The organism is Megamonas hypermegale, assembly GCF_900187035.1.
GTDB classification, from domain to species: Bacteria; Bacillota; Negativicutes; order Selenomonadales; family Selenomonadaceae; genus Megamonas; species Megamonas hypermegale.
Window position 1 is genome coordinate 179,244 of the sequence record NZ_LT906446.1, and the last position, 18,712, is coordinate 197,955.

At 32.8% G+C, this 18,712-nt stretch carries 13 protein-coding genes; 11 read left to right on the forward strand and 2 right to left on the reverse strand.

Annotated elements, in window-relative coordinates; all coding sequences use genetic code 11:
- Positions 1-2: 2 nt before the first annotated feature.
- Positions 3-434 (reverse strand): hypothetical protein, encoded by a 432-nt coding sequence (locus CKV65_RS00870; protein ID WP_027890167.1) that lies wholly within the window; start codon positions 432-434, stop codon positions 3-5.
- Between the two features lie 279 nt (positions 435-713).
- Here CKV65_RS00870 and sucC point away from each other — a divergent pair, with 279 nt between their 5' ends.
- Positions 714-1,886: an ADP-forming succinate--CoA ligase subunit beta gene (gene sucC / locus CKV65_RS00875; protein ID WP_027890166.1), complete on the forward strand. Its 1,173-nt coding sequence runs from the start codon at positions 714-716 to the stop codon at positions 1,884-1,886.
- Between the two features lie 18 nt (positions 1,887-1,904).
- Positions 1,905-2,807 carry a succinate--CoA ligase subunit alpha gene (sucD, locus tag CKV65_RS00880; protein ID WP_027890165.1) on the forward strand — a complete coding sequence of 301 codons (903 nt, stop codon included), beginning with the start codon at positions 1,905-1,907 and terminating at the stop codon, positions 2,805-2,807.
- Positions 2,808-2,941: 134 nt separating this feature from the next.
- Here sucD and CKV65_RS00885 read toward each other — a convergent pair whose 3' ends face one another.
- Entirely contained in the window at positions 2,942-3,892 is a 951-nt protein-coding gene (locus CKV65_RS00885) for an L-lactate dehydrogenase (RefSeq protein WP_027890164.1), read from the reverse strand.
- A gap of 260 nt (positions 3,893-4,152) precedes the next feature.
- Here CKV65_RS00885 and mreB point away from each other — a divergent pair, with 260 nt between their 5' ends.
- The 9 genes from mreB (at position 4,153) to CKV65_RS00935 (ending at position 18,625) form a co-directional block, all read left to right on the forward strand.
- Positions 4,153-5,196 carry a rod shape-determining protein gene (mreB, locus tag CKV65_RS00890; protein WP_027890163.1) on the forward strand — a complete coding sequence of 348 codons (1,044 nt, stop codon included), beginning with the start codon at positions 4,153-4,155 and terminating at the stop codon, positions 5,194-5,196.
- Positions 5,197-5,240: 44 nt separating this feature from the next.
- Positions 5,241-6,698, forward strand: coding sequence for a phosphodiester glycosidase family protein (locus CKV65_RS00895; RefSeq protein WP_027890162.1), 1,458 nt, complete (start codon positions 5,241-5,243; stop codon positions 6,696-6,698).
- A 67-nt stretch (positions 6,699-6,765) separates the two neighbouring features.
- The gene (locus CKV65_RS00900) at positions 6,766-7,068 is read left to right on the forward strand and encodes a biotin/lipoyl-containing protein (RefSeq protein WP_027890161.1); all 303 of its coding nucleotides are present in this window, start codon (positions 6,766-6,768) and stop codon (positions 7,066-7,068) included.
- Positions 7,069-7,160: 92 nt separating this feature from the next.
- The gene (locus CKV65_RS10890) at positions 7,161-9,677 is read left to right on the forward strand and encodes a SpoIVB peptidase S55 domain-containing protein (protein WP_231922688.1); all 2,517 of its coding nucleotides are present in this window, start codon (positions 7,161-7,163) and stop codon (positions 9,675-9,677) included.
- 288 nt (positions 9,678-9,965) lie between these two features.
- Positions 9,966-10,736, forward strand: a complete 771-nt coding sequence (locus CKV65_RS00915; protein ID WP_027890160.1) for an MlaE family ABC transporter permease — start codon at positions 9,966-9,968, stop codon at positions 10,734-10,736.
- Between the two features lie 9 nt (positions 10,737-10,745).
- A complete protein-coding gene (locus CKV65_RS00920; protein ID WP_027890159.1) occupies positions 10,746-11,483 on the forward strand; it encodes an ABC transporter ATP-binding protein in 738 nt (245 codons plus the stop codon).
- A gap of 3 nt (positions 11,484-11,486) precedes the next feature.
- Positions 11,487-12,767 (forward strand): MlaD family protein, encoded by a 1,281-nt coding sequence (locus CKV65_RS00925; protein ID WP_027890158.1) that lies wholly within the window; start codon positions 11,487-11,489, stop codon positions 12,765-12,767.
- A gap of 20 nt (positions 12,768-12,787) precedes the next feature.
- Positions 12,788-14,125, forward strand: a complete 1,338-nt coding sequence (locus CKV65_RS00930) for a TolC family protein (RefSeq protein ID WP_027890157.1) — start codon at positions 12,788-12,790, stop codon at positions 14,123-14,125.
- A gap of 174 nt (positions 14,126-14,299) precedes the next feature.
- Positions 14,300-18,625 (forward strand): translocation/assembly module TamB domain-containing protein, encoded by a 4,326-nt coding sequence (locus CKV65_RS00935; RefSeq protein ID WP_027890156.1) that lies wholly within the window; start codon positions 14,300-14,302, stop codon positions 18,623-18,625.
- Positions 18,626-18,712 lie beyond the last annotated feature (87 nt).

Genomic DNA, 18,712 nt, shown 5'->3' on the forward strand with positions numbered 1-18,712 from the left:
TCTTATTTTAATAATTCTTTTTCTCCATATTGAGCGAGTAATAAATTAGTATCAATTACATTGAGATGCTTTTTTAAGGCATAAATTATGATGGAGTCCCATTTGTTGCGGGGATATAAAGCATTGTGGCAGGAATGCCAAAGTAGATGATTTGTTTCATCTTCATTTAATTGCATGCTAAGTGCTAAAGCTAATACTTTCGCGCGTGCTGGATTTTTTTTCTCTCCAGAAAATATTTTGTAAGCATAAGATTTATCTAATCCAGAGTTTTTTATCACATCTGTTTTATTCATGTCTTTGCTTTCTAATAAGTCTTCTAGAAAAACTTTTAAATTAGCTTCTTTGAAGTCCTGTTGATTTTCTGTTATAAATTTATTGAGATTGTTTTCTTCTTTTAATTTATTGGCAAGTTTATCAGTAATTTTTTCAGTCATGACGCATAACCTCGTAATTATTTTTATTTATGATATAATATTAAAATATTATATCGATTAAAACAAGTTAACGATATATTTTTATAAAGTAATTATAAATAAAATATATGGAAAAATTTTTTATTATAGATATTTACTATTTTTGAAAAAAGTGTATAATAAGGATTGTAAATGAAATACAAATGTACTTATAATTAATAATAATGAATAAGAATATAGTAAATTTAAGATAAATTTTTTATTATATTTAAGTATTTTAAACTGAGGAGGTAGTCTTTAGTGAATATTCACGAATATCAGGCTAAACAGATTTTTAGAGAATTTGGCGTAGCAGTGCCAAATGGTGTACCTGCTTTTTCTGTAGATGAAGCAGTAGCTAATGCTGAAACAAAATTAACAGGTCCGGTTTATGTTGTTAAAGCCCAAATACATGCTGGTGGCCGTGGAAAAGCTGGCGGTGTTAAACTTGCTAAATCTTTAGATGAAGTAAAAACTTATGCTAGTGAAATTTTGGGAAAAGTACTTGTTACTAAACAAACAGGTCCTGCAGGTAAAAAAGTAAATCGTCTTTTAATTGAAGAAGGTTGCAAATTTAAAAAAGAATTATATTTAAGTTTCACTGTTGACCGTGTTTCTTCTAGAATTGTAATGATTGGTTCTGAAGAAGGCGGTATGGAAATTGAAGAAGTAGCTGCTAAAACTCCAGAAAAAATCTTTAAAGAATATATTGACCCACTTTTAGGACTTACTTCTTATCAAGCTACTCGCATGGCATATAAAATGAACTTTACACCAGCTTCCGTAAGAAAAGCTGCTGCATTAATGCAAAATCTCTATAAATTATTTATCGCTAAAGATTGTTCCTTAGCTGAAATCAATCCTCTTGTTATCACTGAAGATGATAATGTAATGGCTCTTGATGCTAAATTGAATTTTGACGATAGTGCATTATTCCGTCATCCAGATGTACAAGCATTGCGTGATGTAACTGAAGAAGACCCTAAAGAATTAGAAGCAGCACAGCTTGGCCTTAATTATGTAAATTTAGGTGGCGATGTTGCTTGTATGGTAAATGGTGCAGGTCTTGCAATGGCTACTGTTGATATTATCAAATATTACGGTGGAGAACCTGCAAACTTCTTGGATATCGGTGGACAGAGTACACCAGAAGACAATGCTAAAGCATTTAAAATCATGCTTGAAGGCGGTCAAGCAAAAGGTATTTTTGTTAATATCTTTGGTGGTATTAATAGATGCGATAAAGTTGCAGAAGGTATTGTAAAAGCTAGCCAATTAATCGATTTAAATGTACCAATTGTAGTTCGTCTTGAAGGTACTAATGTTAAAGAAGGCCGCGAAATTTTGAAAAATGCTAATGTACCAGGTCTTATCATGGCAGAATCCATGGAACTTGGCGCACAGAAAATCGTAGAATTAGTAAAAAATGCCTGATACGGGAGGGAATAGTTCGTGGGAATTTTTGTTAATAAAGATACAAAAGTAATCGTACAGGGAGCAACTGGTAAAGTTGCTATGTTCCATACGAAACATATGTTAGAATATGGTACAAATATCGTAGGTGGCGTAACACCAGGTAAAGGTGGACAAGTTGTTAACGGTGTGCCTATTTTTAATACAGTAGAAGAAGCTGTAAAAGCAACAGGTGCAAATGCTTCCGTTATCTTTGTACCAGCAAAATTTGCAGCTGATAGTATTTTAGAAGCTATTGATGCTGAACTTGATATAGTTGTATGTGTAACAGAACACATTCCAGTTTTAGATATGGTTATGGTTCGTCGTGCACTTGAAGGTAAAAAGACTCGTTTAATTGGTCCAAACTGCCCAGGTATTATGACAACTGATGAATGCAATATCGGTATCATTCCAGATAAAATTCATCGCAAAGGTCATGTAGGTATTGTATCTCGCTCTGGCACATTGACTTATGAAGCAATGGCACAGATGACAAAAGCTGGACTTGGTCAAACTACTATCGTAGGTATTGGCGGTGACCCAGTAAAAGGTACAGACTTCATTGAAGTATTAAAAGCATTTAATGAAGACCCAGAAACAAAAGCAGTTATGATGATTGGTGAAATTGGCGGTACAGCTGAAGAAGATGCAGCTGAATGGATTAAAGCTAATATGAAAAAACCTGTAGCAGCTTTCATCAGCGGACAGCAGGCTCCTCCAGGCAAACGTATGGGTCATGCTGGTGCGATTATCGCTGGCGGTAAAGGTTCTGCAGCTGATAAAATTAAAGCTTTAAATGATGTCGGCATTGAAGTTGCTAAGACTGTTGCTCATATGGGTGATACTATGGTAGACACTCTTAAAAAAGCTGGCATTTATGAAGAATGCAAGACTTGTTAAGATATAAAAATTGTTTTATTAATTTTTAGAGAGAGTATAGATAGGCAGATTTTTTCTGCCTATCTTTTTTTGTTATTTGGCAATAAAAAAGCGAACTCTTAAATGAGCTCGCTTTTTTTATCATCAAATATATTTTATTCTTTAGCACTAGCAATAGCTTTTTTTACACTTTCAGCAGAAGCGTAGAGTAAATCGAGTTCTTCTTTTGGAAGATGTGGAGCGAAGGAACGAACGATACCATCAGCACAAATCATACGTGGAATGCTGAGTGCAACGTCGCTTAAACCGTATTCGCCTTCTAATACAGCGGACATAGGCAAAATAGTATGTTCGTTGTACATGAAGGATTTAGTGAAACGAGCAGCTACCATAGCAATACCAGTATTTGTGTAACCTTTTAAGTTAATGATGTCATATGCTCTATTAACAAGTGCTTGTTCGATAGCTTTTTTATCAAGTTTGTCATCAAAATGGAAATATTCATCAATATGTTCAAGACCGAGACCGGCAACGTTTACTGTACTCCATGCAGTAAATGCAGAGTTACCATGTTCACCAAGAACATAACCATGGATATTTTTAGGATCAATATGATAACGGTCTGCGATAATTCTACGTAAACGGAATGTTTCAAGCATTGTACCAGTACCGATGATTTTTTCACGAGGATAATCGAATTGAGTAGAAACATGATATGTAGCTACATCAAGTGGATTAGTAATCATGAGGATAATTGCATCTTTTGTGTATTTAACGATTTCGGACATAACACTGCTCATGATTTTGCAGTTTGTTTTGGATAAGATAAGACGATCAGGTTTTTCACCAGGTTTGATACTAGGACCAGCAGTGATAATAATTAAATCAGCATCTTTGCAGTCAGAGTAGTCACCATAATAAGTTCTAATATTAAGGCTATGAATACAAGATGTTGCATCATTAGCATCAAGTGCTTCACCTTTACATTTATTTTCATTTAAATCGATAAGTGCAATTTCAGAAGCAAGTTGAAAATCTAATAATTTTGTAAGAACAGCAGAACCTACATTACTAGCACCTACGATGACAACTTTACCTTTAAACATGAAAAAATACCCCCTATTTCATTATTAACATAAAGATTTTTTGTTAATTTAATGATAGCATTTTACTAATATTGTGTCAATTTTTTATACCTTTTAGTTATGAATAATGTGAAATACTTTTATTAAAGTAATAAATAATAATAAAAAAGCTTTTTCTTGCCAAATGATTTGATGTATTATATATTATAAGATATTAAGAATATATAAATTAACATCTTAATAAAAGATTATAACTAACTCGAAGAAAGGGAGTAAGATTAATGTTTGGAATGTCTATGGATATTGGTATTGACCTTGGAACAGCTAATGTCCTCATTTATATAAAAGGCAAAGGCATTGTAATACGGGAACCATCTGTTGTTGCTATAGATAAAGACAGTAATCGTATTTTAGCAATTGGTGAAGAAGCACGTCGTATGATTGGACGTACACCAGGCAATATCGTAGCTATAAGACCACTTAGAGATGGCGTAATTGCTGACTATGATATAACAGAACAAATGATACGATATTTTATCGGTAGAGTTTCTGGCCGCCGTTTTATGTTTAGACCTCGTATCATGATTTGTGTACCATCTCGTATTACTACAGTAGAAAAAAGAGCAGTACAAGAAGCTGCAATGCAAGCTGGTGCAAGTCATGCTGAACTCATTGAAGAACCTATGGCAGCTGCTATGGGCGCAGGTCTTGATGTTTCTGAACCAAATGGTTGCATGGTTATAGATATTGGTGGCGGAACAACAGATGTTGCTGTTATCAGCTTAGGCGGTATCGTCGTAAGTGATTCACTTCGTATGGCTGGTGATAAATTTGATGATTGCATCATTACATATATTAAAAATAAACATAATGTAATGATTGGTGAACGTACAGCTGAAAGCATTAAAATTCAAGTAGGTCAAGCATATGAAGATGCTCGTGATGAAAAAATTGAAATTCGCGGTCGTGATTTAATCACGGGACTTCCAAAAACAATAGAAGTAAAATCTAATGAAGTCAGTGAAGCTTTAGCTGAACCAGTAGCATCTATTGTACAGTGTGTAAAACGTGTACTTGAAGATACACCACCAGAACTTTCTTCTGACATAATGGATAGAGGTATTATCATGACAGGTGGCGGCTCCATGCTTTATGGACTTGATACTTTAATTCAGAAAGAAACAGGAATTGCCACTTATTTAGCTGATGACCCATTGACTTGTGTAGCAATAGGTACAGGAAAAGCCTTAGAATATATGGATAAAATAGCTAAAAAAGGACGCAATCTTAAATCGAATATTGCGGACAATAATACCGAAAATTAATAGACTGCATTTGCAGTCTTTTTTTCTTAAAAAAGGGAGGCAACATGAAAATAAAGAGATTAACTTCAATTTTGGCTGCTTGTTTAGTAGTAGGACAGATACAATTTAATGTGGCACAGGCAGCTGTATCTTTAGCTAAAACAAAACCAGCGGTAGAACAAACACAAGTATTGGATAACTCTATAAAAAATAGTGAAATATCTAATATTCGTTATAGTAAATCTGATGGTAAAGTTAGATTGGTATTTGATTTAAATGAAACGACACAATATGAAGTAAAATCAATGGATAATGGTTATGTTATGATTGATTTTTCTGAACCAATTGCTAAAAATTATGCTAGTGGAATAAATGTAAATGATGCTTCTGTGCCATTTGTAGAAATTTATAGCGATGGAAAAACAAGTTGTGCTGTTATTCAAGTTGTAGATGGTAGTGCTTTTAGTAGCGGTGAATTGCAAAATCCTCGTAGGTTATATGTAGATATAAGCAAGGATTATGAATACAGTATAACTAAAAATTTAGAACCAGGTTTGACACAAATTTCTTATTACAGTAGAAAAAATGGTGAAAAACAAATGGCTCAATTGGTAGAAGTTGACCCTAAATATTTTAAACTTGTACCAGTTTTGGGCGGTGGCGATAAAATGGCCAAAAATACAGTTAAAGCCATGTCGAATTATGTAGATGCAGCTGTAGCGGAAAATGCTTCATATTTTGGGGATGGAAGAGAACTGTATGGTGTTACTAAAATTGCTGGTGATTTAGTATCTTCAATGTACTTAACTCGTACAGCTTTTGGTATATTAGCTGATGGTTCACCGTATATTGGACCTGTAAGCTATCATGGAGTAGTACACAGTGACAATGGTGATTTATATGTTTCAGGTTTAAATGGTACGCGTGGTTCAAATAGTGTAATGCTTTATAATCATTATTATGGAACATCGACAGGAACAGACAATAGTGGTACAGAATATGTAGTAAAAAATGATAAAATTGTATCTATAAATAGAGGAAATAGCCCGCTTAGAAAAGATGAAATGGTAGTTTCTGTAACGGGTGATGGTAAACAAGTATTAAATGGATTAAAAGTTGGCGATACATTACAGATAGAACAAAGCCTTAATGAACCATGGAATGCTGCTACAGATATTTTAGGCGTAGGACCGCTTTTAGTTAAAGATGGTCAAGTGGATATAACTTCTGCTGAAGAACAGATTGGTGTAGATGTTACCGGAGCTAAAGCACCTAGAACAGCTGTAGGAATTTTGCGAAATGGTAATGTAATGTTTGCTGTTTTAGATGGTAGACAATCACATAGTAGAGGTATGATGCTTGATGATTTTGCTCGCTTTTTAATCGGTATGGATGTAGTCGATGCCGTAAATTTTGATGGTGGCGGTTCTTCTGAGATGGTAATTGGAGGAAAGATAGTGAATTCCCCATCTGATGGGCGTGAAAGACCAGTAGCTACAGCACTTACAGCTGTACGTAGATAGCTTGCTTAAGGTTATATGAATATGATATTATCAAGTTATATATAATATAAAGAAAGAAGTGGGATAAATGAAAAAACGGAATATCATATTTATATTAGTAATAGCTATATTTATGGTTTGTGCGGGTTCATTAGCAATGGGTAATGCTCAAGTAGAACAAAAAGCAGTTGTTGGTGGAACAGTAAGTCATACGATAACTGTTGGAAGTGTTGTAAAAAGTGGTGATTCTTTGGTAGAAATATCTACACTTACAGGAACTACATCAGCTTCTAGAGCTACTGTTGATGGTACAGTAAAACAAATTTTAGTAAAACAAGGCGATGAGATAAAAGCAGGACAGGTTGTTGCATATATTGAACAATCTGAATAAAAATTTAAAGTAGATTGGAATATTGTTAAATGGTAAAATTCTTAGTAACTATATGCTTAATGTTATTGCTAGGAGTTAGCCCTGTACTGGCAATGCCGGAGATAATGACGACTGACCAGATAAGACCGGGAATGCAGGGTTACGCTGAAACAATGATACAAGGCAATCAAAAAGTAGATTTTAATGTCGAGATAATGGGCGTAGTTAATAATGGAAATGGTAGTTCTAAACAAATTTTAGCTAAAGCTTCAGGTGCGCTTATAGATGATACAAACGGTGTTATTCATGGAATGAGCGGTAGCCCTGTATATGTGAACGGAAAATTAATTGGTGCTGTAGCTCGTAGCGTGGGACAGGATGTTTTGCCGTATAAATTTTACATTACGCCGATTGAAGAAATGTTAAAAATTTGGCAACTACCAGACCCATTATCAACTATCAATAAATCAGGTGTAAAATCCGTAAATGTGCCAACTGCAGATGAATATAAAGAAAAGCAAGAGTCTTTTGATGAAGATATAGATAAGGAAATAGAAAAATATAAATCAAAAGTATTGGCTACACCAGAAGGTGAAGACAGAGAAAAAGGCAAGGCACAAACACGTTTAGAAGAAATTTTGCGCGATTTTGATGGTGATAAAACTGATACTGAAAAAGCTGATTTAAATGAAGAAACTAGCGAAGTAAAAGGCAGTGAAAAACAGTCTGAAAATACATCGGATAAAACTTCAGAAAAAATAAATGAGAATAAATTTGAAGATAAAAATGCTGATGTAAAAGAAAGTGACATCAAAAATGAAGAAGAAAAAGCAGTAGAAAATACAGATAAAGTAGAAAAAGATGCTGAAACTGAAAAATCTTTAGAAGATGGAAATAAAGAAGAAAATAAATCTGTTGAAACTAAAAAAGAAGATAATGCAGAAATAAAAGAAGATAGTGCAGATAAAGAAGTTAAAGAAACGGTAGAAGATAAGAAAACAGAAAAAACAACAGATGAAACTGAAAAAGATACTGTCAAAAAAGATGATAAAACTGAAAAATCCTCAGAAGATGAAGATAAAATCGTTGAAGTTAAAAAAGATGATGATGAAAAAGTAAAAGAAGATAACACAAAAGATGAAGTAAAAGAGGATAAAAAGGAAGATAAGGCAAAAGAAGAAGCTGAGGCTGCTGAGAATGAAAGATTTTTAAAGGCTTTGGCAAGAGTTAATGCTGCTGGTGCTGAAAAGAAATTAAATGAAGAAATATCTATAACGCAGTTTATTTTAGATAGCATAGCTAAACAGCGAGAAATAAATAAGAGCAGTTACAGTATGCCTATTGATGTATATGTATCAGGATTTACAGGTAATTCATTTGAAGTTTTAAAACAAAATTTAGCAAATGATAATATGATACCGTATCAAGGCGTTGTTTTTAGCAGTGATGCAATCGGCAGTTTAAATACTGATATAAGAGAAAATGCATCATTGAGTGCAGGCGATGCTATTGGTGTAGTAATGGTTTATGGTGATTTCTTTGCTGGCGGAACTGGAACAGTAACAATGGTTGATGGAGATAAAATTTTAGCTTTTGGTCATCCAATGACTTATAAAGGAAATGTGAATTATTTCTTAACAGATGCTGATGTTATTGGTACAGCTGGTGGTATTTTAAATGGTGTAAAAGTAAGTTCATTTGGTAAAATTATTGGACGTGTAAATCAAGACCGTTTTTCTGGAATATCTGGTATTTTGAATGTATATCCAGCTTCGGTACCAGTTAGAGTTTTTGTAAAGGATAAAAACTTGGGTAGAGAAGAAGAATATGTTGCTAAAATAGCATATGATGAAGATATTATACCAGCACTTACTTCTAGTATTGCATATGCATCTATGGAACGAACAGCTGACCGTTCAAGTTATGGCACAGCTAAGGTTAAATTCACAATAAAGACTGATGAATTGCCAGAGGGTGAATTTACAAGAGAAAATATGTTTTATGATGCAAAAGATGTAGGTCAATTTGCTATTGGTGAATTAACTCAGGCAATGTATTTCCTTTGCACAAATATGGAGAAACCATCTAATATTTTTGATGTAAAAGTAGATATTGAATATACTTCAAATCGCAATACAGCCTCAATTGTCAGTGCTATACCTAGCAAAGATAAAGTAAAACCAGGTGAAACTATTACTTTTAAAGTAATGATAAAACCGTATCGTAAAGAAACGGAAATAATTGAAATTCCATATGTAATACCGAAAACACAGAAAAAAGGTACTATGGCATTTGAAGTAAAAGGTGGCGGTTTTGTACAGCTTGCAGAAGTTTTACAAAGTGGACTTGCTATAAATCCACAAGATGCAGGACAAATGTCAACTGTAGACCGTTTAAATGATTTAAAAAATCTCAATAAAAACAATGAAATTGTTATAACGCCTACTGTGGATATTCAAAGTGAACAAGACCAAAGTAAAGCAATTGCTGATGCTGTTAAATTATCAGAACAAATCAGTAAGATGAGCAAAAAAGAACGCGAAGAACTTAACAAAAATCGTGAAACTAAAATGGAAACTAAATATGTTATTGATAATTATGTGCAGACAAGTGTTGAAGTAGAAGAATAAAAAATTAAAATATCATTAAAAAATAATTAAAGACAAAGAAAAATAGTAAATAACTATTTACTATTTTAAAATTCGTTGATACAATCGAATAGTGAGAAAACATCCATGAGAATAGAGGCTTTTCTTATGGATGTTTTTCGTTTTAATATAAAATAATAAGAATTGATATTAATGTTAATTTAGTAAAAAAAGTAAATAACTATTTACTAATTTGAAATTCATTGTTAAAATCGTAAGTGTTATTTAGTTTTATAAAGCAAAGACATTTATGAAAAAAGGACGTTTTATATGATTATTAAATTTTTAGAAAGTATAGGTGCCTATGTTATAAATTGTCTAGAAACTTTAGGGCAATTTACTATTTTAGTTCGTGATACTATTGTGCAGCTTCGTCATATGCCACGATTTCGCCATGTTTTTCAACAAATGTCACATTTAGGTGTGGATACTTTGCCGATAATTGCGCTTACGATGTTGTTTACAGGTATGGTATTGACATTGCAGACAGCTACTGAATTCATTCGTTTAGGTGCGCAATCAACTGTTGGTGGTATCGTAACGATTGCTGTAGGACGTGAATTAGGTCCTGTTTTAGCGGGCGTAGTTACAGCTGGGCGTGTAGGTGCTGCTATTACTGCGGAAATTAGTACGATGAAGGTAACAGAGCAAATTGATGCTTTAAAAGTCATGGCAACAAATCCAATTGGTTATTTAGTTGTGCCACGATTAATCGCTTGCATGTGTATGTTGCCGTTATTAGTTGTATTCGGCGATGTGATTGGCTCTTTAGGCGGCTGGATGATAGCGAATTATTATGATATAGATATTTATATGTACATCAATTCCATCGATACTTTTGTCGAAGTTCATGATGTTGTTGGTGGTTTGATAAAAGCTATCGTATTCGGTGCAATTGTAGCTATAGTGGGTTGTTATTATGGTTTAAATGCACAAAATGGAGCAGAAGGCGTAGGTAAGGCAACAACTCGTTCTGTTGTGGTTTCTATTATTGTGATATTTTTTAGTAATTGTTTATTATCCATGGTGCTTTATCGATGAGGTGATATAGTGATAAAAGTAGTTAATGTACATAAATATTTTAAGGATAGGCATATTCTTAAAGACATTAATTTTGAAGTAAAAAAAGGTGAAACACTTGTCATCATTGGCGGTAGTGGCTCGGGTAAATCTACTTTATTGAAATTATTAATTGGATTGTTGCGACCAGAAAAAGGTAAAATTTTTATAAAAGATGAAGAAATTTCTCAGATGACAGAAGCGCAACTAGATAAAATTCGTTTGAAAATGGGAATGGTCTTTCAGTATTCGGCATTATTTGATTCCATGAGTGTAGGAGATAATGTAGGATTTGGCCTTAAAGAACATGGTAAAATGAGGAAAGAGCAAATTAGACAAATTGTAGAAGAAAAATTGAAAATGGTAGAATTAGAGGGTTTTGCCGATTTTATGCCGAATGAACTTTCAGGTGGGATGAAAAAACGTGTAAGTTTAGCTAGAGCTATTGCATTTGAACCTGAAATTTTGCTCTACGATGAACCGAGTTCTGGTCTTGACCCAATAACATCCGCGAAAATAGATGATTTAATTGTACAGATGCAAAAGCTTTTAGGTGTTACGTCTATAGTGGTAACGCATGATATGAATAGTGCTTTTTATATAGCTGATAGAATTGCAATGTTGTATAATGGCGAAATGATAGCTATTGGCACACCAGAAGAGATAAAAAAATCAACAGATAATAGAGTTTTAGAATTTATAAATGTCAGCAAGGAAAGGAAGAGGTGAAATATGTCCAATGAGGCTAAGGTAGGTACTTTTACTGTTATTGGCTTAGCTCTTTTAATCGGTATTGTGCTGTATTTAAGTGGATTTAATCCTGCTAAGCAAGATGATTATAGTTTTGATATTACTTTTAATCAGGTAACAGGACTTAAACCTGGAGCTGGCGTTAGTTATGCTGGTATTAATGTTGGTAGAGTCCAGTCCATCGAAGCGTATAAAGATAAAGCAAAGGTGACAGTAAAAGTAAAGGGTGATATTAAAATAGCTAAGGATTCATTGTTTACGATAAACAGCGATGGCTTAATGGGTGAAAAATTCATCAGTATAATGCCACCACAGACTCCATCAGGTGTTTATTTAGTAGGTGGAGAGTCTGTAGAAGGTGTAGATGAAAAAGGGCTTGATTATTTATTATCACAAGCTGGAACTACATTAGATGATGTTAAAGAATTGATAAAATCAATGAATACGATTTTGGGCAATAAAAATGTTCAAGATTCTTTGATACAAACAGCAGTTAATTTAAATAAATTAACTGGCAATATGAATGAACTTATGCAAGTTATGGCAAATTTAGCTGTTAATAATCAAGATGATATTGATAAAATGATTAAAAATTTGTCAGCAATGTCAGCGAGCATGTCTAGTGCAGCTGATGAAATAGATAAAATGCTCCAAGATTTTTCTGGAGATGGACAGACTGCTGAAAATATGAAAGCTGCTATAGCTAATTTATCAGCTACTAGCGAAAGTGTTAGAAAAATGGCAGAAAATATGGAACCTGTAATTGCTGACCCAGCGACAGCTCAAAATCTGCGCAACATAATAAATAATGCTAATGATATATCCACTAGAGCTGATAAAATGATGAATAAAGTTTCTAATATCGAAGTAAAAACCGGTGTGGATGCACTTTATAGTGGTGGTGAGTCAGATTGGGCAGTTAATGCTGATGTAAGGATTTATAGTGACCCTAATTCATTCTTACTTCTTGGTGTTGATGATATTGGTGGTGATGATAGTGGAACCAATTTACAAGTTGGCACAGGCAATGGCATTGTTACTGGTAGAGGTGGTTTAATTGATGATAAAGTGGGTGTAGGTGTCGATTTTAAAACGAGTGATAAAACTCAGTTTTCTGTAGATGCATATGACCCAGATGACTTAAGAGTAAAACTGCGTGGTCAATATGAATTGGCAGATGATACTTATTTAATAGGTCAAATAAAAGATATAAATAATTCAGATGATAGAGCCGCTTATTTAGGCTTAAGACAAGAATTTTAATTTTGGGAGTGATATTTTAAATGAGCAAGAAATATTTAAATAAAACGATAACAGCTGTATTATTGAGCGGTTCTTTGTTTTTTATGAGTGCAGGAGCTGTCAGTGCTGAAGAGGTAGTAGATTTAACTTTGGATAGCAGTGTACAAATGGCTCTGGAAAATAACCGTACAATTAAACAATCTTATTATGATACAGATACAGCACGCTGGGCATTAAAGGAAGCAAAAGGCAAAAAAGGTTTTAATATCAGTTGGCAGGGTACAGCAGCTGCTGTAGCAGGTTCTTCTTTTAATGTGCCAACAAATAATAGAGATTCTTCATATGGCAATGTTTTAGAAGCTGCCATCCCACTTTATACTGGTGGACAGTTAGAAAATAATATTAAAGCTAATGAAATTGGCGTGGATATCAGTGATTTAAACTTAGAAAATACAAAACAACAAGTTAAATTAAATACAACAGAAGGCTATTATAGTATTTTACAAAATCGCAATTTAGTTGGCGTAAATAAAGAAACTGTAAATCAGTTACAAGAACATTTAAATGTAGTAAGTGCAAGATATGCAGCTGGTACTGTAGCTAAATCTGATGTATTGCGCTCTCAGACAGAACTTGCAAATGCACAGCAAAGTTTAGTTACTGCGGAAAACAATTATGATTTATCCATGTCATCTTTAAATAATATTATAGGTTTACCTATTCAAACTAAATTGAATATTAAAGATGAATTAAAATATATAAAATATGATTTAAATTTTGAGGAATGTGTAGATACTGCGATGGCTAATAGACCAGATGGAGTAGCAGCAATTAAAGCTGTGGAACAGGCTCAAGCTAATGTTGATATGGCTAAAGCAGGCAATTCACCACAGGTAGAAGCATATACAAGTTATACGATTGATGGCGATGATGCATTTAAAGATAATTTTGGTGAACAGGCACAAGTAGGTGTTAGAGCAAACTGGAATATTTTTGATAATAATGTGACAAAAGCACAAGTAAAACAAGCAGAATCTGCACTTTATAAAGCACAAGAAAATGCGCAATATGTACGAGAAGGTATTCAGTTAGAAGTACATCAAGCATATTTGAGTTTGTTGGCTGCTGAAAAAAATATAAAGACAACAAGTGTAGCAGTAAACCAAGCAACAGAAGATTATCAAATTGCACAAGTTCGTTATAGTGCTGGTGTTGGAACTAACATTGATGTAATGGATGCAAGTGTAGCACTCACAACAGCAAAAACAAATTATGTACAAGCTTTATATGATTATAATATAAGTAAAGCGCAACTTGATAAAGCTATGGGTATGCCAGTGGACTTAGATGTACAGGCAGTAGCTGCTAAAACATATTGATATTTTCTAAGAAGAAAATTCATGGTATACTAAGCAATAGAATAAATTAAAAACGGGAACAGATAAATAAATCGTTCCCGTTTATTAAGTTTATTAATATATGGTGATATGTATCGATAATGAGTAATGAATATTTGAAAAAATTTTTTAATTGATTTAGGAGTGTGAGAATTTATGAAGAAAAAATCCATAATAATTTTTGGTATTAGCATAGCTGCTATTTTATGTTTGGCAGTAACAGCTTTTTTTATCATAAATTCTTCGCAGTTTAAACATCAAACAGCACAAATCGTTTCAGGACAGATAGAGTCATTATTAGGAAATAAAATTAAAATGGAAACGATTGAAGTTGAATCTGTAAATTCGGCCGTTGTAAATGATATTGAAATCTATGATAAACAAGATGAGTTGATTGCTAAGGCAGATAAAGTTACAATTTCTGTTAATTTGTGGGATATAATAACACAATCACCTTTGGCAGGAATAAGTAATGTGGATATTCAAACTCCTAAAATATTGTTGGAACAACGGGACGATGGCAAATGGAATATAGAAGATTTATTAAATACAGATTCTAGTGAACCGGTGGATTTTAAAGGAAAAGTAGAGCTTTTAGATGGAGAACTTACTGTACGTACGGCAGGAAAACAGATAACATTAGAAGATATTAATATGACAGCCGATTGTGCTGATTTAAATGCAATAGAAGTAGATGGCTCTTTAAAAAATAACAATGCTGATATAAAAGTTAATGGTATAGCAGCCATGAATGATAATTTAAATTTAGAAGTAGTTGCTGAAAATTTAGATATCATGGATTATATATCATTTATACCAGAAGAACAATTAGGAAATGTTAATATAAAAAGTGGATATGTGCCAAAAGCTAATATTCATATAACATCAGATTTTAAAGGTGGATATGTTTTAAATGGCGCTATTAATTTTAAAGATGGCTCTTGTGAAGTATTAGGACAAAATATAGAAAATATTACAGGACTTGTTTTGCTCGATAGAGAAGATTTACAGTTATTTGTAAGAGGTGAAGCTAAGCAACAGATTGCGTCAGTTCATGGTAAAGTTTTGAATTATATGAAAGAACCAGAACTTCGCTTAATAGTAGAAAGTAAAGCTTTTAATCCAGCTATGTTCATAGATAATTCACCTGTTAGTGGAGATGTATCTTTAATTGCTGCTGCATATGGTAAATTGGATGAACTTAAAGTCGGTGCAGAAATTAAAGCTGATATAATCAATGCTTATGGTATAGATATTAAAAATTTAGATGCAAGTGTTAGATATGCACAAAATCAAATTTTTATCGATGATTTAAGAGCTGATGTAGCAGATGGGTGGTTATGGGCTTCTGGTCAATGTGATTTAGATACTTTATCGTATAAAGGTTCATTTAGAGCTAGTAATATAAATTTGGCAATGTTGCAATCATATTTCCCTGAAATGAATGGAATAACAGGAACAGCCATGATGAGAGGCGATTTTAAGGGACAAGGTATTGATTTTGCTGGGCTTAATTTAAGTGGTCGTTTGGAAGTTGATAATGGCAGTTATCAATCAATCCCAATTGAGCAGATAGAAGCCTCATTTTATAAAGAAGATGATAAATTACAAGTTGATGCTATGACGGCTTCATTTGCTAACGGTGGACGAATAGCTGTTAAAGGCGGTTTAATTAAAGATGAGATAGATGCAGATTTTTATGCTTCAGGTATTGATTTAAGTTTAGCGCAAGATTTTGTAGGACAATTAGATTTGCAAGGTACAGCTAATTTCAGTGGCCGTTTAAAAGGAAAAACAGATAATCCAGTTTTAAAAATAGATTTAATGGCACAAGATGGAGCAGTTTTCAAACAACCATTTAATTCGTTACTTGTTTCAGCAATTGGTAATTTGGATGGTATGCGAGTAGATACATGTCAATTTATCAATAATGGTGAAGTTACACATGAGGCAAATGGTATTTTAGGCTTTAAAGGTAAGAAAGTCATAGATATGACAGTCGTTACGAACAAAGCTCGTGCGGAAAATCTAGTTGCTGCCGTTATGCCAGATTTAAAACTCACAGGTAATGTAGACAATACATTGCACTTAACAGGTAATTTAGAGGATATTAAAGCAGAAGGTAATTTACATTTTTATGAAGGTAGTATAAATGGTATTTTACTTACAGAAGTAAATGGTACGTATGAATATGTAAATGGTGATACTTATTTGAAGAATTTTATAATCATATCACCGTTTATAAAAGCTAATCTCGATGGTACAATTAGTAGCGACCAAACGCTTAATTTTAAATTTAAAGCAGATGAGATATTAATTGATAAATTACAAGTGGATTTACCATATCCAGCGTCAGGTAAAGCAAGTTTCGATGGTGTTTTAAGTGGTAAAGTTGGCAGTTTAAATTTTGATGGTATTTTAACAGCTGATGATATTATTTTGAATGGAGAACAAATTGATGATGTTTATGGACGATTAAAATTGAGTAATCGTATTTTAACGTTAGAAAAATTTGCCTTTAAGCAAAATGATGGTGAATTTGATTTTGATGGACAAGTTAATTTGAACACCAAAGAAGTTCAAGGTAAAGCATCTATCATTCAAGCTGATATAAATTCGGCAATGGCTATGGCTAATTTAAAAAATAATGTGCTTAATGGTAAATTTAATGGTCAAGCTAATTTGTCAGGAACGTATGAAAATCCTCATATTGATTTAAAAGGTAATATGCCAGAAGGAAAATTGAAGGATTATCCACTCAATAATATTGAAATTGACGCTCAATTAGAAAATAAAGTAGCTAAAATAAATCGCTTCTATGGAGAACAAGGCGAAGGTAAAGTAGCAGCAATTGGTAGTGTTGATTTAGTTAATGAAACATTAGATGGTCGAATTTCTGCTAGTAATATGGATATAAATTTATTAACTCATTTATGTGATTTAGATGTAAAAATAAATGGTGTGATGAATACAGATATCCAATTAGCAGGAACATTAAATTCTCCTACGGCTGATGCTACGATTTCAGTACAAGGTGATGGTTCTCAATTTGATAATGCATATTTTATGGCTAATTTAAAAGATGATATAATAAATATCAATCAGGCAACTATAAGTAAAGGCGATTGCGCTATAAAAGCTGAAGGAACTATACCACTTGCAGCGCTTGATATGACTAAACGAGATGAAAATAGTCTTAGTGATAGTATGAATTTAAAAGTATACCTAGAAAATACTGATTTAAATATTTTGCCATCATTTACGCCATACGTTGAATGGTCAATGGGTAATATAGATGGTAATTTAGAAATTAAAGGTACTGTTGCTAATCCTGATTTTCAAGGAAATATATCAATGAAAGATAGCGCTATTAAATTTACTTTTATTGATAGTCCATTACAAAATATGAATATGGATATTAATTTTAATCGTAATTTAATGACAATTAATCAATTTAATGGCGTTATGGGTAATGGTTCATATAATTTAGCGGGTACAGCTAATATCGGTAGTAGTGGTTTGACAAATTATAATTTTAATTTGGATTTAAATCATCTGGATGTAGTATCTGATTTTTATACAGGTCCGTTAAATGGTAATATTCAGCTTAATGAAGCAGCAATATATGGTGGTCATAGGATAGTACCTAAATTAACGGCAAATATAGATTTCAATGATATTACGATATCGACACCACCAATACCTGAAACATCAGATACACCGTTGCCATTAATGGCATTGGATATAAATGTAAATGTAGGTAATAATGTGCATGCGTATGACCCACTTTTATATGATTTATATATAGAAGGTGCTTTTAGCATAAAAGGAACTACACAACATCCAAATTCTTCTGGTTCATTGCATGCTAGAAATGGTACTATTAATGTTTTGAAAACTATTTTTAAGATTAATGAGGGAAATGTAATATTTAATCAAGTTGATTCATTTTTCCCAAGTATTGATTTCTTAGCAACAACTCGTTTAGATAGAACTATGGTATTTGTTTCAGTAAAAGGTGCTTTAGACAAAGGGCTTACAACACATTTACAATCTGACCCACCGATGAGTGAAGCTGAAATTTTAAAATTATTGGCATTCCGCACGGATTATGATAATAATTCTGGTGAAATTACAGAAGAAGATTTGGCTTCTTTTGCTACAGTTGGTTTACAGATGAGCTTCTTAAATGAGTTAGAAGGAACCCTGCGCAATGTATTAAACTTAGATGAATTTAGAATTTCACGTGATACTTTATCAGATAGTCAAAAAAGACGATTTGATACAGATGATGGTGAAGTATATAATATTGAGATAGGAAAATATTTATCTGATGATTTAATGCTTAAATATACAAAGGGTATAAATTATGATTTAAATAGAATAGGTCTACAATATTATATTAATAGTAATTTAGGTGTAGTTACTGAATGGGAAGATGGAGGATATAATATAAAATTAGAAATGCAATGGAGCTTTTAATTGATTTTTAATATTTATTTGTTACAATACCCAATATCTTAAAAGAAATTTATTGGGTATTGTAAAATTTTTAGAGATTAGATACTT